The organism is Domibacillus sp. F004 (genome assembly GCF_057814295.1).
Genome location: NZ_JBVATB010000007.1, coordinates 1 through 21,814, shown reverse-complemented (window position 1 = coordinate 21,814; position 21,814 = coordinate 1). Strand labels below are relative to the sequence as shown.

The window sequence follows — 21,814 nt, the reverse complement described above, 5'->3', positions numbered from 1 at the left end:
AAAAAACCACTGGAAAATCCAGTGGAGTGATCAAAACTTTATTTAGCCGCAGGCGCTCGGCGCTCATGGTCGTAAGCCTTTCGGACAAACGCCTGGGCTCACAGGATGTGAGTCATGAATGCGTTGCCGCACGAAGCGGCGCTTTTAGCATTCGAACAAATCATTAAACGTTAAACCGGAAATGAACAACGTCTCCATCTTTCATCACATATTCTTTTCCTTCAAGGCGCACTCTTCCTGCTTCTTTAGCTGCTGTCATTGAACCGTTAGATACAAGATCATCGTAAGAAACTGTTTCTGCCCGAATGAACCCACGTTCAAAGTCGGTATGAATAATACCAGCACATTGAGGTGCTTTCATGCCATGGCGGAATGTCCATGCACGTACTTCCTGCACACCTGCTGTAAAATATGTGGCAAGACCAAGCAAAGAATACGCAGCTTTAATTAATTGATCAAGCCCTGACTGTTCAATGCCCAGCTCTTCTAAAAACATCGCTTTTTCATCATCATCAAGCTCCGCAATTTCTTCTTCCACTTTTGCGCAAATGACAATGAGTTCAGATCCTTCCCCTTCTGCATACTCACGTACTTTTTGTACATGCTCATTGCCTGACGGATCTGAAATTTCTTCTTCACTTACATTAGCTACATATAGCATTGGCTTCGCTGTAAGCAAATGCAGTTGTTTCACAATTTTTTGCTGATCATCTGTGAATTCAATGGAACGGGCTGGCTTGTCCGCTTCAAGTGCTTCTTTTATGATCACGAGTACGTCGTGCTCTGCTACTGAATCTTTATCTTTTTGTTTTGCCAGTTTCGCTACACGCGCAAGACGTTTGTCTACCGATTCAAGATCAGCAAGAATCAATTCAAGGTTAATGACTTCAATATCATCAATCGGATCAACTTTTCCGGATACATGTGTAATGTTTTCATCATCAAAACAGCGGACAACCTGACAAATTGCATCGACTTCGCGAATATGAGATAAAAATTTATTGCCAAGCCCTTCCCCTTTGCTAGCTCCTTTTACAATGCCTGCAATGTCAGTAAATTCAAATGCAGTTGGAACCGTCTTTTTCGGCGTTACCATTTCTGTCAATTTTGCGAGGCGCTCATCTGGTACTTCTACAATTCCAACATTTGGATCGATTGTACAAAAAGGGTAGTTTGCCGATTCTGCTCCTGCTTTTGTAATCGCGTTAAACAATGTTGACTTCCCTACATTTGGAAGACCAACAATTCCTGCTGTTAATGCCATATTATTCACTCCTTATTTTCTTGAAAGGATCGAAGGCTGCATTTGTGACAGCTCGCCACAATCCCTTCGTAACCCGCTTTCTGCGAGCCTACGAACAAAAATATTTTTTCAACCTTTCCCTATTATATGGACTGAGAGGAAAAAAGGCAATTTCACAAAAAAAGAGCGGCTCATTCGCCGCTGCTCTGTTCGAGTACTTTTTTCATTTTTTTCGCAAATTCACGGCGTGGCAGCATGACACTGTGGCCGCATCCTTCACATTTAATGCGGATATCCATACCAAGGCGGATAATTTTCCAGCGATTCGTGCCGCATGGATGGGGTTTTTTCATTTCCACCACGTCATTTAATTCAAATTGTTTCTCTTCCATTAACCTGTCCCCCCGCTTTTGGACTTCTTCTGTTCCGTTTCCGGCTCATCTGTCTTCGAATACATAACCATACGCGGATACGGAATTTCAATGCCATGTTCATCTAAGCATAATTTTATATCTTTCCGAATCATGCGGGCAACATAATAGTGATTCATCGGTGTTGTTTCCGCTGTGATTCGGAGCGTTACATCCGATGCAGCGAGCATTTGAATACCTAATAGTTTGGGGGTTTCAACGATTTCTGGATATTTTGCTTGAAGCGTTTCGAGCAATTCGCCAATAACCTGTTCTGCTTCTGCAATATTTTCTTCATAAGCAATGCTCACATCAACGACAGCTACGCTATTGTGAAGCGAAAAATTCGTTACTTCAACGATGCTTCCATTTGGTAAAATATGTAGCTCGCCTGTCCAATTTTTAATTTTCGTCGTGCGCAGCCCAATTTCTTCAACCGTTCCTTCAAACTGGCCAATGCGGACAACATCACCAACGGAAAACTGGTCTTCAAAAATAATAAAGAAGCCGGTAATAACGTCACGTACCAAGTTTTGTGCCCCAAAACCAATCGCTAAACCAAGTACACCAGCACCGGCAATTAATCCTTTTACGTCAAATGATAAAATGGCCAATACATTAACAAGCGCAATAAAGTAGACGACGTATGCCAATACATTTTCAATTAATTTTAAAAGTGTATTTTCGCGTCGCTCTGAAAATGTAAGTGGCGCTTTCGAACGAATGATAAAAAAGTTACGAACCGCTAATTTGCCAACTTTCACAATGAGCATAGCGGCGAGAATCGTTAATATAATCTTAATTGTTCCTTCGCCAAACGCAAGCCACGTCTCTTCATTCGTAAATTTAGCCCACAACTTTTCGAGAGCGCGCTGATACGTTGATAATGATGGTTCTTTCAAAACAAAAGCCCTCCCTCTCCTGCTCTTCTTCTTAAGCTGTCACTATTTTAACAGGATCAGATGCTCATTTACAGCTATGCGCTTTGTTTTGATTGTTTCGGCTCGTAGTAGACAAGAAGGAAGAACAAATCTTTTCACACCATCCATCCCTTCATCGTCACTCTTGGTTGAGCATTTCTAATATACGGTTCAAATCATCAATAGACATGTATTCAATTTCAATTTTTCCTTTTTCACCACTTTTTGACTGGCGGATTTGCACAGATGTTCCAAAACGTTCACGCAAGGCTTCTTCCCGGTCAATGATAAACAAATCTTTTTTTACTTTTTTTGTTTCACGTGAAACATTTTCACTTAGTTTGCGAATCCAGTTTTCCAGCTGACGCACCGTCCAACCTTCATATACCGCTTTTTGTGCTATTTCATTTTGTTTATCCTTTTCTTTCACACCAAGAAGTGCGCGGGCATGTCCCATTGTAAGCTTTCCTTCAGCAATATAAAGTTGAATTGCATCTGGCAATCCAAGCAAACGGACATAGTTTGCAATGTGAGGGCGGCTTTTCCCGACTCGCTCGGCAAGCTCCGCCTGTGTCACGTTTAACTTCTCAATAGCCATTTGATATGCCGCTGCTTCTTCCATAACGGTTAAATCTTCACGCTGCAAATTTTCAATAAGCGCGAGTTCTACCATCTGTTCTTCCGTCAATTCTTTTACAACAGCCGGTACTTCTGCCAATCCAGCAGCTTTTGCAGCACGGTAACGACGCTCGCCAGCGACAATTTCATAGCCTTTAATACTTTTCCGAAGCATGATTGGCTGCATAATGCCATGTAATTGAATAGACTTTTTAAGTTCTTCAATTGCTTCTTCATTAAAAAACTTCCTTGGCTGATGCGGATTTGGGCGGATGTCTTTAATGGAAATATCCTGAACAGAAGTATTATTATCGGGTCCCAAATCTTTAAAAAGTGCATCCAACCCTTTTCCAAGCCCTTTAGCCACTTACTACCACCTCTTTCGCAAAATCAAGATACACTTCTGCCCCGCGTGAACGAGCATCGTAATGCATAACTGCTTTTCCGTGACTTGGTGCCTCACTCAAGCGTACATTGCGTGGAATAATAGTTTGATACACTTTATCCCGAAAATACTTTTTTACTTCCTCTACGACTTGAATACTCAAATTGGTTCTTGCGTCAAACATCGTAAGCAATACGCCTTCAATATATAAATCTTTGTTTAAATGCTTTTGAACGAGACTCACAGTGTTTAACAACTGATTTAACCCTTCAAGAGCATAATATTCACATTGAACAGGTATTAAAACTGAGTCAGCCGCCGTTAATGCATTAATCGTTAATAATCCTAGCGATGGCGGGCAGTCTATTATTATGTAATCAAAACTATCACGAAGTGGTTCAAGCGCTTGCTTAAGCCGCTTTTCACGTGCGCTGACGGACACAAGCTCAATTTCTGCTCCCGCCAGTGCAATCGTAGCTGGAACGGAGTACATCCCTTCCGTTGTGGTCGATTTTATAACATCTGCCAGTTCTACATCATCGATCAGAACATCATAAATACATTGTTCAACACTGTTTTTTTCGATACCAATACCACTCGTCGCATTGCCTTGAGGATCAATATCAAGAAGCATAACTTTCTTTTTCAATGAGGCAAGAGAAGCCCCTAGATTAACAGATGTTGTTGTTTTCCCTACGCCACCCTTTTGATTGGCAATTGCAATTACTTTTCCCAATAGAACTCACCTGCTTTCATCTATCCATGTTGCCTAGTTCTTATTTTAACAAAACAACTACAACTTTGCCTTTTTTCCATAAGAAAAAAGCCGTTTTTGACTGAGTGATTAGCAAAAAAGGCTTTTTTTCGTCATTGTTTTGGTTTTTTCGGTATTTGAATCGTAATTCGATAAAATTCATCACTTTCTTCTTCTGACTGTTCCACATTAATACCACTTTGCTGAACGAGCGAGAGCGACTGCCGGATCGTGTTAACTGCAATACGAATATCACGGCTGATCGCTTTTTTACGTGGTTTCGGCTGTGCTTTTTCAAGCATTTTTATTACGCGGTCTTCTGTCTGCTTCACGTTTAACTGTTTAGTTTGTATGATTTGCAGTAATTCACTTTGCAGCTGTGGCTGTTTAAGTGGGAGCAAAGCGCGTGCATGTCTTTCTGTAATCTGTTTCTCGGCAATCGCTTGCTGCACATCCTCCGGCAGCTTTAGCAGACGAAGCTTATTCGCAATAAACGATTGACTCTTCCCGATCGTAGCTGCAAGTGATTGCTGTGTCAGCTCGCTTAAATCAAGCAGTTTTTTATAAGCAATCGCTTCTTCAATCGGCGATAAGTCTTCACGCTGCACATTTTCAATTAAAGCAGCAGATGCTGTTTGTTCATCTGTAAATGAACGAATGATGACCGGAACGGCGGAATGGCCCAGACTTATTGCCGCTCTGTATCGTCTTTCGCCTGAAATAATTTCATAGCGGTCTTCTTCTAGCTGACGAACGACAATCGGCTGAATCATGCCGTGTACGGCAATCGTTGACGCAAGCTCATGAATTTTTTCTTCTTGAAAGACAACACGCGGCTGAAATCGATTTGGTTCGATCCACTCCACAGCAAGTTCTCTTACTTCATCTGCTGGCATTGTTTCTACAGCAGGTGATAACTCACTCTTCCCTCCAAATATACGGGAAAAAGAATCCTTCATGACTACACCACCTTCTCCATCTGAAAATAGTATTCGCCACGATACGTTCTGTTCCTGCTATCATTATTCAATTGGTGCTTTATTTGGGGTACCCGGTTTGCGCGGATATTTTTTCGGTGTTTCTTTTTCTTTACGAATCACAATAATGGTTCGCTCGCTTTCTTCTACAGGTAGTCGAAATGAAAAAATATCTTCCGTTTTCCCCCCAAGAACCGCAATTGCTCTTGACGCTTTCTCCATTTCATCAGCAGCGCTTGCTGCTTTCATAGCAATAAAGGCGCCGCCTGTTTTTACATATGGAAGGCACAGCTCCGTTAAAACGGACATACGAGCAACTGCACGTGCTGTGACAATGTCATACTGTTCACGATGTGCCGGATTTTGTCCCATTTCTTCGGCCCGGCCATGGACAAAGTGAACATGTTCCAGTTTCAAATCTGAAGCAAGATGATTTAAAAAGGTAATTCGTTTATTAAGCGAATCTATAATCGTCACATCAAGCTTAGGAAAAGCGATTTTTAGCGGAATGCTTGGAAAACCGGCTCCCGCACCTATATCACAGACGCGGAGTGGCTTCGTTAAATCGACATACATCGCTGCTGTTAATGAGTCAAAAAAATGCTTTACATATACATCTTCCTGCTCTGTAATAGCTGTTAAATTCATTTTTTCGTTCCACTCGATAAGCAGTTCATAGTAATGCTGAAACTGATTCATTTGCTCATTTGATAGAGTAATTCCCTTTTCTGTGAGTTCTGATTGAAATTGATCGATTTTCATATGATCCCTTCCTTATTCACTTCCGGTCCGTGCGACACGGCCTTGTTCTAGATAGACGAGCAAAATAGAGATGTCGGCTGGATTGACGCCTGAAATACGTGAAGCCTGTGCAATGGACAACGGGCGTACTAACTTTAAATTCGTACGAGCTTCATTCGCGATATTTGTAATTTTGTCATAATCAATGTCGGCTGGAATTTTTTTATTCTCCATTTTTTTCACACGCTCTACCTGCTGAAGTGATTTTTCAATGTAGCCTTCGTATTTTACTTGAATTTCAATCTGCTCTTCTTCGTCGGCACTGAGTGGAATTTCTGGCGGTGCGAGCAGTTTAATATGTTCATATGTCATTTCAGTCCGGCGAAGCAGGTCTGCAGCACGAATGCCGTCTTTTAGTTCACTTCCCCCCGCTTTCCGAATAATGGTTTGTGTGTGTTCATTCGGCTTAATCATCGTTACTTTTAATCGTTCAAGTTCCTTGACAATGGCTTCTTTTTTCGCCATGAAACGGTGATAACGTGCTTCAGAGATAAGACCGGTGTTATATCCAATCTCCGTTAAGCGCATGTCTGCATTATCGTGACGAAGCAATAGCCGATGTTCCGCACGTGACGTGAGCAAACGGTACGGTTCTGTCGTTCCTTTTGTCACAAGGTCATCAATTAATACGCCGATGTACGCATCAGAACGATTCAAAATAACTTCTTCCTTACCAAGCACGCTGCATCCTGCATTAATCCCTGCCATTAAACCTTGCGCGGCTGCTTCTTCATATCCAGATGTCCCATTAATTTGACCTGCTGTATACAGATGCTTTACGCGCTTTGTTTCAAGCGTTGGCCAAAGCTGATTAGGAACGATTGCATCATATTCAATAGCATAGCCTGCACGCATTATTTCTGCTTTTTCCAGACCTGGAACACTCCGAACCATTTCCATCTGCACTTCTTCAGGAAGACTCGAAGACATACCTTGCACATATACTTCTTCTGTGTTTCTTCCTTCTGGCTCAAGGAAAATTTGATGACGCGGTTTATCATTAAAACGGACAATTTTATCTTCAATTGACGGACAGTATTTCGTGCCCGTTCCGTCAATCATTCCTGAGTGCATCGGCGAACGGTGCAAATTGGCATTAATTATGCGATGTGTTTCAGGACTTGTATACGTGAGCCAGCACGGCATTTGATCTGTAATAAACTTAGTTGTTTCATAACTGAATGCACGTGGTACATCGTCACCTGGCTGGATTTCTGTTTTTGAATAATCGATTGTCAGGCTATTGACACGTGGAGGTGTGCCCGTTTTAAATCGCTTCATTTCAAATCCAAGTTCTTGTAAATGTTCAGACAAGCGAATGGAAGGCTGTTGATTATTCGGGCCGCTGGAATATTTCAACTCACCAATGATAATTTCACCACGCAAAAATGTACCTGTCGTTATGATCACCGCTTTTGCTTCATAACGTGCGCCCGTTTGTGTAATGACACCGCGACACACACCATCCTCTACGATTAACGTTTCTACTTTTCCTTGCATGATTTTTATATTTGGTTCCATCTCAATTGTTTTTTTCATTTCTTGCTGATACAGCACTTTATCTGCCTGTGCACGCAGCGCACGCACAGCAGGTCCTTTTCCTGTATTTAAAAGACGCATCTGAATATGCGTTTTATCAATATTTTTCCCCATTTCGCCCCCAAGTGCATCAATTTCCCTTACAACTACACCCTTGGCTGGTCCACCGATAGACGGGTTACATGGCATATACGCAATCATATCAAGATTGAGTGTAATCATGAGCGTTTTTGCACCAAGACGCGCTGAAGCCAGCCCCGCTTCTACACCTGCATGGCCAGCTCCAATGACAATAACGTCATACTCTCCTGCTGCATATTGTTTCATATCCTATTTCTTCCTTCCTATTTCTCGATTTATTTCCCAAGACAAAACTGTGAAAACAGTTGATTAATTAAACCGTCCTGCACACTTTCACCTATAATTTCACCAAGCAGTTCCCACGTTCTTGTTAAATCTATTTGAATAATATCAATTGGCACATTTGATTCTGCCCCATTAATGGCATCTGTAATCGATGAATACGCCTGTTTCAGTAAAGCAATGTGACGTGAGTTTGACACGTACGTCATATCCTGTGCACCGACAACACCGGAAAAAAATAACGCAGCAATTGCTTCTTCAAGTGCATCAATTCCTTGTTCTGCAAGCAGTGAGGTTGTTAGGATCGTCTTTTCTTTTGCCAATTCTTTCACATGATTCATATTCAGTTTCGGCGGCAAATCTGTTTTATTGACGATGATAATTGCATTCATCGTATTGATCACTTTAAACAGTGCTTCATCTTCAACCGTTAATTCATCTGAATAATTAAGCATAAGTAAAATTAAGTCCGCTTTTGCTAGCACTTGACGCGATCGCTCGACACCAATTCGCTCAACAATATCTTCTGTTTCCCGGATACCGGCTGTATCAATAAGTTTAAGCGGCACACCGCGTACGTTTACGTATTCCTCAATAATATCACGTGTTGTACCTGGTATATCAGTTACAATCGCTTTATTTTCTTGAACAAGTGTATTTAGCAAAGAAGATTTCCCCACGTTCGGCCGTCCAATAATAACTGTGGACAATCCTTCACGCAGCACTTTCCCCTGTTCCGCTGTCTTCAAAAGGTTTTCAATCTCCATTTGAACAAAACGTGACTTCTCAAGAAGTGTGTCGTGAGCCATTTCTTCCACGTCATCATATTCAGGATAATCAATGTTCACCTCTACATGAGCAAGTGTTTCCAATATTTCTTGACGCAATTTTTGAATGAACTTAGATAGACGACCTTCTACTTGATTAAGTGCAACATTCATCGCTTTATCTGTTTTTGCACGGATCAGATCCATTACCGCTTCCGCCTGTGACAAATCAATTCGGCCGTTCAAAAAAGCACGCTTTGTGAATTCCCCTGGTTCAGCAAGACGTGCTCCTTCATTCAACACAATTTGTAATACACGGTTAACTACGGTCATCCCCCCATGACAATTGATTTCAATAACATCTTCACGTGTAAAAGTTTTTGGCCCTTTCATTACAGAAATCATCACTTCTTCCACATTATGCCCTGTGGATGGATCAATTAGATGACCGTAATGAATTGTATGAGTTGGTACTGTGGATAACGTTTTATTTCCTGGTGCACGAAATACCTTATCGGCAATTGGAATGGCCGCGTTGCCGCTTAAACGCACGATCGCGATCGCTCCCTCACCAGACGGTGTCGAAATGGCTGCGATTGTATCAAATTCCACTCAATTTCACCCTCTCCGTTTGCTTTTTAACAATTTTTTATCTATGACAGCCCATTGGCTTCAATTTCATTCCCTAAATAAATAGAATACCATAACAAGTTGGGGAAAAAAAGACGAAATTCATCCACATGTTGATAACTTTAAGTAAGTATTTCAAAAAGGAATGATTTCCCTTTTTCTTCATAACAAAAAGACATTGTCTATTTAGACAATGTCTTTTTGTTATGAAGTAGATGAGTTTTTTAGTTTATTTGGTCCATTAATAATGAGTGTTTGAATAATCATAAAAATACTGCCCACAACCCAATATAATGAAAGGGCTGCCGGGAGCGTAATTCCGAAGACAATAATCATAACCGGCATAAGCCAAAGCATCATTGCCATCTGCGGATTTTGATTCGCTGTTCCAGCCATCATCAATTTTTGCTGGAAGAATGTAAAGACACCAGCAAGTACTGACAAAATAATGTCAGGTGAGCCAAGATCAAACCAAAGAAATGTATGATTTTTAATTTCTCCTGTTCTCATAATAGCTTGATAGAGACCGATAATAATTGGCATTTGAATGATAATTGGAAAACAGCCCGCAACTGGATTAATACCATGTGTTTGAAAAAGTGCCATCGTTTCCTGTTGCAGTTTTTGCTGGGTTTGTGCGTCTTTTGACTTGTATTTTTCTTTAAGCTTTGCGATTTCCGGTTGAAGCAGCTGCATTGCTTTAGCACTTCTTGTCTGCTTGATCATAAGCGGCAAAATAATAATCCGGATGACGATCGTTACAAAAACGATTGCTAATCCATACCCGCCAACGACTTCAGCTGTTTTCGTAATAAATAGTGAGAGCGGGTAAATAATATACTCATTCCAAAATCCTTCACTGTCCGCTGTAATTTCTTGATTGATTTCTGTACAGCCAGCGAGGATAGTGGAAAAAAGAGCTAGAATGAGGATTGAAAGCGTTTTTTTACTCAAACTGTTATGCCCCCTTTCATTAACTTACTCTTTATTTCACTTTTTCAATCGTTTTGCTTATAGCGCTTTGGCCAATTTCAATACATGCATGAGACTGCTTTTCACTTCATTGCAGGTCATCTCCGCGGCCGGTTTTCTCGCTATAATGATGAATTCATAACCTGGTGCGACATCTGCCTTTAGCTCCGCGAAACTTTGTCTTATGTATCGCTTAATTCGATTGCGGACAACAGCGTTCCCTATTTTTTTGCTAACAGACAGACCAATGCGAAAGGGAACATTTTGTTTTTTCTTATACATATAAACGACAAACTGGCGATTCGCAAACGATTTTCCTTTACTAAAGACCGTTTGAAACTCGTCATTTTTTTTTATTCGAAATGATTTTTTCATCTATAACACCTGCTATTTCTTTCATTCGCACAATGATTTTAGAAAAAAAGACCACTGAAATGGTCAGTGGTCTTATGCAGATAGTACTTTTCTGCCTTTTGCACGACGGCTCGCGATAATGCGGCGGCCATTTTTAGAACTCATACGTGCACGGAAACCGTGAACTTTACTTCTTTTACGTCTGTTAGGCTGGAACGTTCTTTTCATATTAAAACACCTCCCTGAGGTTTTCAAATTCATTTTTTAAAACAGTCTTTTTCAATTATAAGTATGTAGGTCTATATTGTCAACTGAATTTTAAAAACGGGTTTGATCTACTTTTTTTACTGTCTTTTCTATGTGGAATTCAATTATACAGTATGCATATTTTGTTGAATGTTCTCGTATTGTGGATAGTATTTAATCGCACTTTTGATTATCCACAGCTTCTTCCTATCAATCTTCACAAGTCCTCACCCTGTGGACAATGTTTTAAACAGCACTTCTCATCCTGTGGATAATCCATTCCAATCATTGCAACTACTCATTATTTCTGCTATCATTATTTTGTTTTCACTCTGAATAACTTATTTATAGACAAAATTTATCCACAGATGTGGATAGACTGTGGAAAAACTATATACATGTTGTTTTTAACTTTATCTACAGAGTGTGGGTTTTGTCGAAAAACCACTTTTATCCTATTATATATTTATTCACAATCAATGTCATGTATAATTATGAATACATCCTTTTTTATGTTGTACAATCATTAAACAAGATATGCTAGGAACGAGAAAGAAGGTGCCCCATGGAAAATATAGATGATCTCTGGAATAAAGTACTTGAGAGCATTCAAGCGAGAATAAGCAAACCAAGCTACGACACTTGGGTAAAGTCGACAAAAGCTCATTCTCTTCACGGGGATGCTATTGTTGTTGCAGCCCCCAATTTTTTTAATAGAGACTGGCTCGAAGGGCATTACACACATCTTATGTCTGATATCATTGGCGATTTAACGGGAGAAAAGCTCGATGTTTACTTTATTTCTCCAGACGTCCATGATTTCGATGCATATGAACCTCCAAAACATAAAACAGAACATAAAAATCAAAAAATCAACGGACAGGATACTATTCAAAGCATGCTAAATCCCAAATATACATTTGAAACATTCGTTATCGGATCGGGTAACCGTTTTGCCCATGCCGCTTCTCTTGCGGTGGCAGAAGCACCTGCTAAAGCCTATAATCCACTCTTTATTTACGGGGGTGTTGGGCTTGGAAAAACACACTTAATGCATGCAATCGGCCACTATGTAATTGAGCATAATCCCGGAGCAAAAGTTGTTTATTTATCATCAGAAAAGTTCACAAACGAATTTATTAACTCCATCCGTGACAATAAAGCCGTAGAATTTCGAAATAAGTACCGGGGTGTAGACGTACTTCTTATTGATGATATTCAATTTTTAGCTGGAAAAGAACAAACACAAGAGGAATTTTTTCACACGTTTAATACGCTGCATGAGGAGAGCAAGCAAATCATCATTTCAAGTGACCGGCCTCCAAAAGAAATTCCGACGCTTGAAGACCGCCTTCGTTCACGCTTTGAATGGGGACTTATTACTGATATTACACCTCCAGATTTAGAAACGAGAATAGCTATTTTACGTAAAAAGGCACGTGCTGAAAACTTGGATGTGCCCAATGAAGTAATGCTTTATATCGCCAACCAAATCGATACAAACATTCGTGAACTCGAAGGAGCACTTATTCGAGTTGTGGCTTATTCTTCACTAATCAACAAAGAAGTGAATGCAAGTGTAGCGGCAGAAGCGTTAAAAAGTATTATTCCAGGGGCGAGACCAAAAATCGTAACGATCCCGGATATTCAACGGGTCGTTGGCGAGCAGTATGATATTCGGCTAGAAGATTTCAAAGCGAAAAAACGAACAAAAATGGTCGCTTTTCCACGACAAATCGCGATGTACCTCTCACGTGAATTGACGGATTTTTCATTGCCTAAAATTGGAGAAGAGTTTGGCGGACGAGATCATACAACAGTCATTCATGCGCATGAGAAAATATCAAAACTGCTCGACACAGATCCCATGCTTCAAGATAAAGTAAAAGAGATTATTTCGATTTTAAAAGCTTAATAACTTGTGAATAGAATGGGAAGATTATCAACAGTCTATCCACATGTGGATAGACTGTCCTTATTTCGTTTTAAATGAGTTATCCACAAATCAACAGGCCCTACTACTACGACTATTACTTTATTAATATATAATTAAAAGATTAATCGTTACTAAAACATTATTTTAATATAACTATGGAGGGGTACATATGAAATTTTCTATCCAAAAAGATCGCCTTGCTCAAAGTGTGCAAGATGTATTAAAAGCTGTAAGTTCTAGAACGACAATTCCTATTTTGACAGGCATTAAAATTCATGCTTCCGATGATGGGATTACATTAACAGGTAGCGACTCCGATATTTCAATTGAATCGTTCATTCCAAAAGATGAAGGAGAAGAATCAATTGCTGTCGTTGAAGAAACAGGCGGCATTGTATTAAATGCGCGGTTTTTTAGTGAAATCGTGCGAAAACTACCTGCATCGACAATTGAATTTGAAACAACTGCATCGTTCCAAACAATCATTCGTTCTGGACATGCCGAATTTAGTTTGAATGGACAAGATGCAGATGAGTATCCTCATTTGCCGCAAATCGATGATGAAAATATGTTTAAGCTGCCTGCTGATCTTGTCAAAACGCTAATACGTCAAACCGTTTTTGCCGTATCGTCTTCTGAAACACGCCCGATTTTGACAGGTGTCAATTGGAAAATCGAAAATGGTACACTTATTTGTACGGCAACAGATAGTCATCGTCTTGCATTGCGTAAAACGTCAGCAGATGGGCTGCCTGATGGCGAGTACAATGTTGTTATTCCAGGGAAAAGTTTAACGGAACTGAGTAAAATTTTAGACGATTCAAACGAGCCGGTTGAAATTGTGATGACAGAGAATCAAGTACTTTTCCGTTCAAAACATGTGCTGTTTTTTTCACGTTTGCTTGAAGGTAATTATCCAGATACAAGCCGTCTTATTCCGGATGAGTACAAAACAAAAATGGAACTCAATACGAAAGAATATTTACAAGCTATCGATCGTGCCTCGCTTTTAGCACGTGAAGGGCGGAATAATGTGGTGAAAATGAGCAGCAGTGAAGAGGGGGAAATCGAAATTTCATCCAATTCCCCTGAAATTGGAAAAGTCACAGAGCAAGTGAACAGTATTTCAACGGAAGGAGAGGAATTGAAAATTTCATTTAGTGCGAAATATATGATGGATGCACTCAAAGCTCTTGAAGGAACTGAAATTGATATTCAGTTTACAGGAGCCATGCGCCCATTTGTCATTCGTCCGCTTCATGATGACTCGACACTTCAATTAATTTTACCCGTTCGTACGTATTGATAAATTAAATTGAAAAGCGGAGTAGGTGGGCTCTGCTTTTTTTGTATTTGAGAAGATTATTTAGTAAAATTAAAGTATTGGTTTTTTGAACGGAGGAAAAGAAAAAATGACAACCCAAAAAGTAGGTATTGATACAGATATTATTACGCTTGGTCAATTTTTGAAGCTTGCCGGAATAATTCAAACAGGCGGCATGGCAAAATGGTTTTTAAGTGAACATGAAGTGTATGTAAATGGCGAGGAAGATAACCGTAGAGGACGGAAACTGCGGGCAGGAGACCAGGTGGAAATTCCAGGGGACGGTGTGTATGAAGTGGTATTTGGATCGGTCGAAGAAATCGATTAACTGTCAGAGAAAGGTGTTATGCATACATGCACATTGAACAGCTGGCTCTGGAGCATTATCGAAATTACGAATCATTGCTCGTTGATTTCGATGATACCGTTAATGTCATCATAGGTGAAAATGCACAAGGGAAAACAAATGTGATCGAGTCTATTTACGTATTAGCGATGGCTAAGTCACACAGAACGTCGAATGATAAAGATTTAATTCGCTGGGAAGCGGAGTATGCTAAAATAAAAGGGAGAGTGCAAAAAAAACATCAGTCACTCCCGCTTGAACTAATCATTTCAAAAAAAGGGAAGAAAGCGAAACTGAATCATCTTGAACAGACGCGTTTAAGCCAGTATATCGGTAATATGAACGTCGTGATGTTTGCGCCGGAAGATTTGACGCTTGTGAAAGGCAGCCCGCAGGTAAGAAGGCGTTTTATTGATATGGAGATCGGGCAGGTTTCGCCTGTTTACTTACATGATTTAAGTCTTTATCATAAAGTGCTGCAACAGCGAAATCATTATTTAAGGCAACTACAGGCGAAACGAGCGTCAGATTATACAATGCTTGACGTACTGACAGATCAATTGATTGAACTAGCCATAAAAGTGATGAAAAAGCGTTTTGAGTTTATTCATATGCTTCAAAAATGGGCAGAACCGCTCCATTCCAGCATTTCACGTGGGATTGAGACACTAAATATTTTATATGAACCGGCTGCACAAGTTTCACAGGAGCACAGTGATGAACAGATGCAGTCCATTTTAGAAGAAATGTTTCATAAAGGGCGCATCAAAGAGGTGGATCGTGGTGTATCGTTGACGGGACCGCATCGGGACGACCTTCTTTTTTATGTAAACAATAAAAACATTCAAACATTCGGTTCACAAGGACAGCAGCGAACGACTGCGCTTGCAATCAAGCTTGCTGAAATTGAGTTAATTCAATCGGAAATCGGTGAATACCCAATTTTATTGCTTGACGACGTATTATCTGAACTTGACGATTACCGTCAGTCGCATTTGCTCAATACAATTCATGGAAAAGTACAAACATTTGTGACGACTACGAATACGGATGGTATTGAGCATAATACATTAAACGCTGCTTCCGCTTACAATGTGACAGACGGAGCGATTACACAAATAAAGTAATATCAATTTACCGAAGGAGAAGGTGACTGGATTTGACAATGGAACAACAAAATACGACACCTTCCTATGACGCTAATCAAATACAGGTGCTTGAAGGACTCGAAGCTGTTCGAAAACGTCCAGGTATGTATATCGGTTCGACGAGTGCAAGAGGTCTTCACCACCTCGTCTGGGAAATCGTCGATAATAGTATTGATGAAGCTCTTGCTGGCTTCTGCACGGAAATCAACGTCATCGTTGAAAAAGATAACAGTATAACTGTAAAAGATAATGGACGAGGTATCCCGGTTGATAATCAAGAGAAGATGGGCCGTCCGGCTGTTGAAGTCATTTTAACGGTTCTGCACGCAGGCGGTAAATTCGGCGGTGGTGGTTACAAAGTATCAGGTGGGCTTCACGGTGTTGGAGCATCTGTTGTAAACGCACTTTCAAAGATTCTTGAAGTATATGTACATCGTAATGGGAAAATTCACTATATGGCTTTTAAAAAAGGTGTTCCACAAGAAGATTTGAAAGTGATTGGGGAAACGGATGTGACAGGCACACATATTCGTTTCAGTCCAGACCCTGAAATCTTCACCGAAACACTTGAATATGATTACGATACACTTACGCAGCGTTTGCGCGAGCTGGCATACTTAAATAGAGGACTAAAAATCACACTTGAAGATAAACGGGATGAAGAAAGGCAAGCGGAATTTCACTACGAAGGTGGAATTAAGTCATATGTCGAGCATTTGAACCGTTCAAAAGAAGCGCTTCATGAAGAAGCAATTTTTATGGAAGGCGAGCGGGAAGGTATTCAAGTCGAAGTGGCTCTTCAGTACAATAACGGGTATGTCGGAAACATTTATTCATTTGCAAATAATATTAATACGCATGAAGGCGGAACTCATGAAGTCGGCTTTAAAACGGCGCTGACACGTGTTGTGAATGACTATGCCCGCAAACATGGCCTCATGAAAGACATTGATACGAACTTATCTGGCGAAGATGTTCGCGAAGGGCTAATAGCTATTGTTTCGATCAAACACCCGGATCCACAGTTTGAAGGACAGACAAAAACGAAGCTGGGCAACTCGGAAGTGCGCACAGTTACTGACTCTGTTTTTGCAGGCCGATTTGAAACATTTATGCTTGAAAATCCGAATACCGCACGCAAAATTGTTGAAAAAGGGATGATGGCAGCACGCGCCCGTTTAGCGGCCAAGAAAGCGCGTGAATTAACACGGCGTAAGAGTGCACTTGAAATATCCAATCTTCCAGGCAAACTTGCAGATTGTTCATCGCGTGATCCAAAAATTAGTGAACTTTACATTGTAGAAGGTGATTCAGCTGGTGGATCGGCGAAACAAGGCCGTGATCGTCACTTTCAGGCGATTTTACCCCTGCGCGGGAAGATCTTGAATGTTGAAAAAGCTCGTCTTGATAAAATATTATCAAATAATGAAGTGCGCGCGATGATCACCGCCCTCGGTACAGGAATCAGTGAAGAGTTTGATCTATCAAAAGCACGCTATCACAAACTAGTTATTATGACTGATGCCGATGTTGACGGTGCGCATATTCGAACACTACTTTTAACTTTCTTTTTCCGCTATATGCGCCCATTAATTGAAGCCGGTTATGTATATATTGCACAGCCGCCTTTATACAAAGTGCAGCAAGGAAAGCACATTCGTTATGCTTACAATGATCATGAGCTTGAGGAAGTGATGGCCTCACTTCCTGCCAATGCCAAACCGACTTTACAGCGATATAAAGGTCTTGGGGAAATGAATCCGACCCAGCTATGGGAAACGACGATGGCTCCAGAGTGGCGTACATTGCTTCAGGTAACATTAAAAGATGCAATGGAAGCGGATGAAACATTTGAAATTTTAATGGGCGATAAAGTCGAACCGCGCCGGAAATTTATTGAGGATAATGCACGTTATGTTAAAAATCTCGATGTATAAACAAAACAAAGGGTAAGAGCACAACATTCTGTCTCGATATCTTTGTGACCTATATCCGATACAATCGGGCATTAACGGGTGGTGGATCTCCGCTTCACTTTCTTTTATGGAGACTATACTGCCTATTAATGCGGGATAAATTAAAATGGCGCCCGTTAATGCGGGCGCTCCCACTTTTTTAAAAGGGAGGATTTTTACATGGCTGATACGCCACGCTCGAATGTAAAAGAGATTAATATAAGTCAAGAAATGCGTTCTTCATTTTTAGATTATTCGATGAGCGTTATCGTTTCCAGGGCGCTTCCAGATGTACGTGACGGCTTGAAACCTGTGCACCGCCGCATTTTATATGCAATGAATGACCTTGGTATGACAGCCGATAAAGCATACAAAAAATCAGCACGGATCGTTGGAGACGTTATTGGCAAGTATCACCCGCACGGTGATTCGGCTGTTTATGAAACAATGGTGCGCATGGCGCAGGACTTTAACTATCGCTATATGCTTGTAGAGGGACACGGAAACTTTGGTTCTGTCGATGGGGATTCAGCGGCAGCTATGCGTTATACAGAAGCGCGCATGTCAAAAATTGCGATGGAAATTACGCGTGACTTGAATAAAGATACAATTGATTACAGAGATAACTATGACGGTTCTGAACGCGAACCGGTTGTTTTGCCGGCACGTTTTCCAAATTTGCTTGTAAATGGTGCATCTGGAATAGCTGTCGGAATGGCTACGAATATTCCACCACATCAGCTTGGTGAAGTAATCGATGCTCTTCTTGCCCTTAGCAAAAATCCAGAGTTGACCGTGCTGGAATTAATGGACTACATACCTGGACCTGATTTTCCAACGGCTGGGATTTTAATGGGGAGAAGCGGAATTCGCCGCGCATATGAAACAGGGCGCGGCTCTATCATCCTACGTGCCCGTACCGACATTGAAGAAAAAGCGAATGGGAAAGAAACGATTATCGTTCATGAAATTCCCTATCAAGTAAACAAAGCAAAATTAATCGAGCGGATTGCAGAATTAGTCCGCGATAAAAAAATAGATGGCATTACTGATCTTCGCGATGAATCCGACCGTGAGGGCATGCGGATCGTGATGGAAATCCGCCGCGATGCGAATGCAAGTGTCGTTTTAAATAATTTATATAAATATACAGCAATGCAAACGAGTTTTGGTATTAACATGCTGGCCCTTGTAGATGGTCATCCGAAAGTACTTAGCTTAAAAGAATGTTTGACGCATTATCTTGCTCACCAGCAAGAAATTATTCGTCGTCGTACACAGTTTGAATTAAATAAAGCGGAAGCACGTGCCCATATTTTAGAAGGGCTTCGCATTGCGCTTGATCATATTGATCGTATTATCTCACTTATCCGCGGTTCCCAGACAGCGGATCTTGCACGAGTAGGATTAATTGAACAATTTGGCTTGTCAGAAAAGCAAGCCCAGGCTATTCTCGATATGCGCCTTCAGAAATTGACAGGACTCGAACGTGAAAAAATTGAAGAAGAATATCAAAGTTTGATGGCGATCATTACCGAATTAAAAGCAATATTGGCTAATGAAGAAAAAATACTGGAAATCATCCGCGAAGAGCTGACTGAAGTTAAAGAGCGATTTAATGATAAGCGCCGCACAGAAATTACCGATGGCGCACCTGGCGATATAATGGACGAAGATTTAATTCCAGTCGAAAAAATTATCATCACATTAACGCATAAAGGCTATATTAAACGTCTGCCTGTTTCAACGTACCGAAGTCAGCGCCGCGGTGGCCGCGGTATACAGGGAATGGGTACAAATGAAAATGACTTTGTGGAGCAACTGTTAACAACATCCACCCACGATACTATTCTCTTTTTCACAAACAAAGGGAAAGTATATCGTCTGAAAGGGTATCAAATTCCTGAATATAGCCGAACCGCAAAAGGGATTCCACTTGTAAACTTACTGGGTGTTGATCAAGATGAATGGGTTAACTCAATGTTGTTTGTTGAGAAGCTTACCGAAGAAGCATTCTTGTTTTTTGCAACGAAGCAAGGAATCGTGAAACGGACACCGCTTATGGATTACGCTAATATTCGCACAAATGGTTTAATTGCGCTTAACATTCGTGAAGATGATGAACTCATCTCAGTTAGATTAACGGACGGCCAAAAACATATCGTCATAGGAACAAAGCAAGGAATGCTTATTCGTTTTCCAGAAGATAATGTCCGCTCAATGGGGAGAACATCAACAGGTGTAAGAGGTATCAAACTGTCAGATGATGATCATGCAGTTGGCATGGAGCTTGTTGAAGAAAACGATTATATTTTAATCGTCACTGAAAATGGATATGGTAAATTAACACCTGAATCAGACTATCGCATTCAAACGCGGGGCGGTAAAGGATTAAAAACGTGCAATATTACAGAAAAGAATGGCCTGATGATTGCTGTGAAGACTGTGACAGGTGAAGAGGATCTTATGCTAATTACAATGGGCGGTGTCATGATCCGAATGGATGTAGGCAGTATCTCTATTACCGGCCGCAGTACCCAAGGAGTTAAGCTTATCCGTCTTGGAAATGAAGAGATGGTTGCAACTGTAGCAAAAGTAGAAAAAGAAGACGAAGAATTAGTCGAAACAGAAACAGAAACAGAAGAATAATAAACCGAGCACAGGAAGATTTTAATGTTCCTGTGCTTTTTTGTCTATCAATTAAGTATAATGTTTATTATAGTTAGGTATAAAGACTCAATTAAAGGGGGTAGATATATGTTTGTGAAAGTAGAGGATTTGCAACAGGGATGGCGGGTTAATGAGGCGGTATTTGCGAGTACGGATCAACCGATCATTTTAAAAGGAACTATTTTGACTGAACAGCACATTCGATTTTTAAAAGCATTCGCTATTCAATTGGTTGATGTTGTTTCTCCCGAAGAACAATCTCTTTCATTTCTTCATTTTGATGTATTAAAAGAAAGCAGTCCAAACATTGATATGCTGGAGCAGCAGTATTATAAAACCTTTAAAGGAATAAAAGAAGAGTTCCAAAAATGGCAGTCAGGAATGAATGTAGAAATTTCGAGGATAAGAACGATCATTTTGCCGTTTCTAAAATATATGCTTGAAAACCCAGAGCAGCTTTATAGAATTTCGTCTTTTTCAAAAAAAGAAGATTATTTATTTCATCACACTGTATCGCTTGGTATTTTATGCGGAATGATCGCGCAAAAAATGAATTATGAAAAAGGAATGATTGTACAGGTAGCATTAGCTGGCGTGCTTGCTGATTCTGGCATGTCTAAAATTAATTCTACTCTTTTCAGTAAGACAACTGGCCTGACGGAACAAGAATTTAAAGAAATTCAAAATCACCCGATTTCTAGTTACAGCATGGTAAGAGAGCTAAAACTGTTAAAGTCTGAAGTGAAACTGGCTATTTACCAGCATCATGAACGCCTAGACGGTTCGGGTTATCCAACGGGAGCCTCAGGGAAAAAAATACACCCGATGGCGCAAATTGTAGGAATTGCAGATACATATCATGCTTTAACAACAGACAGAATGTTTCAAAATAAACGGTCTATTTTTAAAGCGATTGAGTTTCTTCAAGAGGATTTATTCGGAAAATTCGATCTATCTATTATGAATGCCCTATTTTCTATTGTAGCCAATTTAGTACCGGGAACAGTAGTTGAGTTATCGGACAGCAATAAAGGAAAAGTATTGTACATTCATCCAATGAATCGAACGAGACCAATCATTGAATTACCGAATGGGGAGGTCATTGACCTGGTGAAAAGAAGAGATTTACACATTGAAAGAGTAGTAGGGAAACAGCTGTTAAAATAAAAACGGCTGTTTTTTTATTATATTTTTATAAAAAAGACTTGCTCTTTGTATTTAACGATGGTATATTATTTAAGTCGCCCAATGGTGACAACAGAAAATGAATAAATTGAACATTGAAAACTGAACAAAATCAATAAAAACGTCAACGTTTTAGTTTTAAATCTTATCTGGCAGATGCTCGTCATCTGCAGATAAACAAATGAGCAAGTCAAACACTTTTTGGAGAGTTTGATCCTGGCTCAGGACGAACGCTGGCGGCGTGCCTAATACATGCAAGTCGAGCGGACTT

At 40.4% G+C, this 21,814-nt stretch carries 19 protein-coding genes and 1 rRNA gene; 8 read left to right on the top strand and 12 right to left on the bottom strand.

Annotated elements, in window-relative coordinates; translation table 11 throughout:
* Positions 1-163 precede the first annotated feature (163 nt).
* From ychF to rpmH, 12 genes are all read right to left on the bottom strand, one after another.
* Positions 164-1,264, bottom strand: coding sequence for a redox-regulated ATPase YchF (gene ychF / locus ACZYRN_RS15620; RefSeq protein WP_488912558.1), 1,101 nt, complete (start codon positions 1,262-1,264; stop codon positions 164-166).
* A gap of 170 nt (positions 1,265-1,434) precedes the next feature.
* On the bottom strand, positions 1,435-1,635 hold the full coding sequence (locus tag ACZYRN_RS15615) for a DUF951 domain-containing protein (protein WP_018395044.1): 201 nt from the start codon (positions 1,633-1,635) through the stop codon (positions 1,435-1,437).
* Complete coding sequence (locus ACZYRN_RS15610; protein ID WP_488912557.1) at positions 1,635-2,555, bottom strand: mechanosensitive ion channel family protein; 921 nt, start codon at positions 2,553-2,555, stop codon at positions 1,635-1,637. Before ACZYRN_RS15610 ends, ACZYRN_RS15615 begins: the two co-directional genes overlap by 1 nt.
* Positions 2,556-2,712: 157 nt before the next feature.
* Positions 2,713-3,558: a ParB/RepB/Spo0J family partition protein gene (locus ACZYRN_RS15605; protein ID WP_488912556.1), complete on the bottom strand. Its 846-nt coding sequence runs from the start codon at positions 3,556-3,558 to the stop codon at positions 2,713-2,715.
* The gene (locus ACZYRN_RS15600; RefSeq protein ID WP_488912555.1) at positions 3,551-4,312 is read right to left on the bottom strand and encodes a ParA family protein; all 762 of its coding nucleotides are present in this window, start codon (positions 4,310-4,312) and stop codon (positions 3,551-3,553) included. Before ACZYRN_RS15600 ends, ACZYRN_RS15605 begins: the two co-directional genes overlap by 8 nt.
* A 131-nt stretch (positions 4,313-4,443) precedes the next feature.
* A complete protein-coding gene (gene noc, locus ACZYRN_RS15595; protein WP_488912554.1) occupies positions 4,444-5,289 on the bottom strand; it encodes a nucleoid occlusion protein in 846 nt (281 codons plus the stop codon).
* 63 nt (positions 5,290-5,352) lie between these two features.
* Positions 5,353-6,069, bottom strand: coding sequence for a 16S rRNA (guanine(527)-N(7))-methyltransferase RsmG (gene rsmG / locus ACZYRN_RS15590; RefSeq protein ID WP_488912553.1), 717 nt, complete (start codon positions 6,067-6,069; stop codon positions 5,353-5,355).
* Positions 6,070-6,081: 12 nt separating this feature from the next.
* Complete coding sequence (mnmG, locus tag ACZYRN_RS15585) at positions 6,082-7,974, bottom strand: tRNA uridine-5-carboxymethylaminomethyl(34) synthesis enzyme MnmG (RefSeq protein WP_488912552.1); 1,893 nt, start codon at positions 7,972-7,974, stop codon at positions 6,082-6,084.
* A 29-nt stretch (positions 7,975-8,003) separates the two neighbouring features.
* Positions 8,004-9,389: a tRNA uridine-5-carboxymethylaminomethyl(34) synthesis GTPase MnmE gene (gene mnmE, locus ACZYRN_RS15580; protein ID WP_488912551.1), complete on the bottom strand. Its 1,386-nt coding sequence runs from the start codon at positions 9,387-9,389 to the stop codon at positions 8,004-8,006.
* 222 nt (positions 9,390-9,611) lie between these two features.
* Positions 9,612-10,361 carry a YidC family membrane integrase SpoIIIJ gene (gene spoIIIJ, locus ACZYRN_RS15575; RefSeq protein WP_488912550.1) on the bottom strand — a complete coding sequence of 250 codons (750 nt, stop codon included), beginning with the start codon at positions 10,359-10,361 and terminating at the stop codon, positions 9,612-9,614.
* Positions 10,362-10,418: 57 nt separating this feature from the next.
* Complete coding sequence (rnpA, locus tag ACZYRN_RS15570; RefSeq protein WP_488912549.1) at positions 10,419-10,754, bottom strand: ribonuclease P protein component; 336 nt, start codon at positions 10,752-10,754, stop codon at positions 10,419-10,421.
* Between the two features lie 72 nt (positions 10,755-10,826).
* Complete coding sequence (rpmH, locus tag ACZYRN_RS15565; RefSeq protein ID WP_488912548.1) at positions 10,827-10,961, bottom strand: 50S ribosomal protein L34; 135 nt, start codon at positions 10,959-10,961, stop codon at positions 10,827-10,829.
* 583 nt (positions 10,962-11,544) lie between these two features.
* Between rpmH and dnaA the strand changes: the two genes are divergently transcribed.
* The 8 genes from dnaA to ACZYRN_RS15525 all read left to right on the top strand — a co-directional run.
* Entirely contained in the window at positions 11,545-12,894 is a 1,350-nt protein-coding gene (gene dnaA / locus ACZYRN_RS15560; RefSeq protein ID WP_488912547.1) for a chromosomal replication initiator protein DnaA, read from the top strand.
* A 190-nt stretch (positions 12,895-13,084) separates the two neighbouring features.
* Complete coding sequence (gene dnaN / locus ACZYRN_RS15555; protein WP_488912546.1) at positions 13,085-14,221, top strand: DNA polymerase III subunit beta; 1,137 nt, start codon at positions 13,085-13,087, stop codon at positions 14,219-14,221.
* A gap of 106 nt (positions 14,222-14,327) precedes the next feature.
* Positions 14,328-14,567 carry a S4 domain-containing protein YaaA gene (gene yaaA, locus ACZYRN_RS15550; protein ID WP_488912545.1) on the top strand — a complete coding sequence of 80 codons (240 nt, stop codon included), beginning with the start codon at positions 14,328-14,330 and terminating at the stop codon, positions 14,565-14,567.
* A gap of 26 nt (positions 14,568-14,593) precedes the next feature.
* Entirely contained in the window at positions 14,594-15,712 is a 1,119-nt protein-coding gene (recF, locus tag ACZYRN_RS15545; RefSeq protein WP_488912544.1) for a DNA replication/repair protein RecF, read from the top strand.
* A 38-nt stretch (positions 15,713-15,750) separates the two neighbouring features.
* Positions 15,751-17,670: a DNA topoisomerase (ATP-hydrolyzing) subunit B gene (gene gyrB / locus ACZYRN_RS15540; protein ID WP_488912715.1), complete on the top strand. Its 1,920-nt coding sequence runs from the start codon at positions 15,751-15,753 to the stop codon at positions 17,668-17,670.
* Positions 17,671-17,868: 198 nt separating this feature from the next.
* Entirely contained in the window at positions 17,869-20,337 is a 2,469-nt protein-coding gene (gene gyrA, locus ACZYRN_RS15535) for a DNA gyrase subunit A (RefSeq protein WP_488912543.1), read from the top strand.
* 108 nt (positions 20,338-20,445) lie between these two features.
* Positions 20,446-21,525, top strand: a complete 1,080-nt coding sequence (locus ACZYRN_RS15530; protein WP_488912542.1) for an HD-GYP domain-containing protein — start codon at positions 20,446-20,448, stop codon at positions 21,523-21,525.
* A gap of 216 nt (positions 21,526-21,741) precedes the next feature.
* Positions 21,742-21,814, top strand: a 16S ribosomal RNA gene (locus tag ACZYRN_RS15525); the annotation flags it as partial.

Coding starts and splice junctions, on each gene's coding strand:
- gyrB (WP_488912715.1), top strand. CDS start 15,751: ATGGAACAACAAAATACGACACCTTCCTATGACGCTAATCAAATACAG.
- mnmG (WP_488912552.1), bottom strand. CDS start 7,974: ATGAAACAATATGCAGCAGGAGAGTATGACGTTATTGTCATTGGAGCT.
- ychF (WP_488912558.1), bottom strand. CDS start 1,264: ATGGCATTAACAGCAGGAATTGTTGGTCTTCCAAATGTAGGGAAGTCA.
- ACZYRN_RS15530 (WP_488912542.1), top strand. CDS start 20,446: ATGTTTGTGAAAGTAGAGGATTTGCAACAGGGATGGCGGGTTAATGAG.
- rpmH (WP_488912548.1), bottom strand. CDS start 10,961: ATGAAAAGAACGTTCCAGCCTAACAGACGTAAAAGAAGTAAAGTTCAC.
- rnpA (WP_488912549.1), bottom strand. CDS start 10,754: ATGAAAAAATCATTTCGAATAAAAAAAAATGACGAGTTTCAAACGGTC.
- ACZYRN_RS15615 (WP_018395044.1), bottom strand. CDS start 1,635: ATGGAAGAGAAACAATTTGAATTAAATGACGTGGTGGAAATGAAAAAA.
- yaaA (WP_488912545.1), top strand. CDS start 14,328: ATGACAACCCAAAAAGTAGGTATTGATACAGATATTATTACGCTTGGT.
- gyrA (WP_488912543.1), top strand. CDS start 17,869: ATGGCTGATACGCCACGCTCGAATGTAAAAGAGATTAATATAAGTCAA.
- noc (WP_488912554.1), bottom strand. CDS start 5,289: ATGAAGGATTCTTTTTCCCGTATATTTGGAGGGAAGAGTGAGTTATCA.
- dnaN (WP_488912546.1), top strand. CDS start 13,085: ATGAAATTTTCTATCCAAAAAGATCGCCTTGCTCAAAGTGTGCAAGAT.
- recF (WP_488912544.1), top strand. CDS start 14,594: ATGCACATTGAACAGCTGGCTCTGGAGCATTATCGAAATTACGAATCA.
- dnaA (WP_488912547.1), top strand. CDS start 11,545: ATGGAAAATATAGATGATCTCTGGAATAAAGTACTTGAGAGCATTCAA.
- rsmG (WP_488912553.1), bottom strand. CDS start 6,069: ATGAAAATCGATCAATTTCAATCAGAACTCACAGAAAAGGGAATTACT.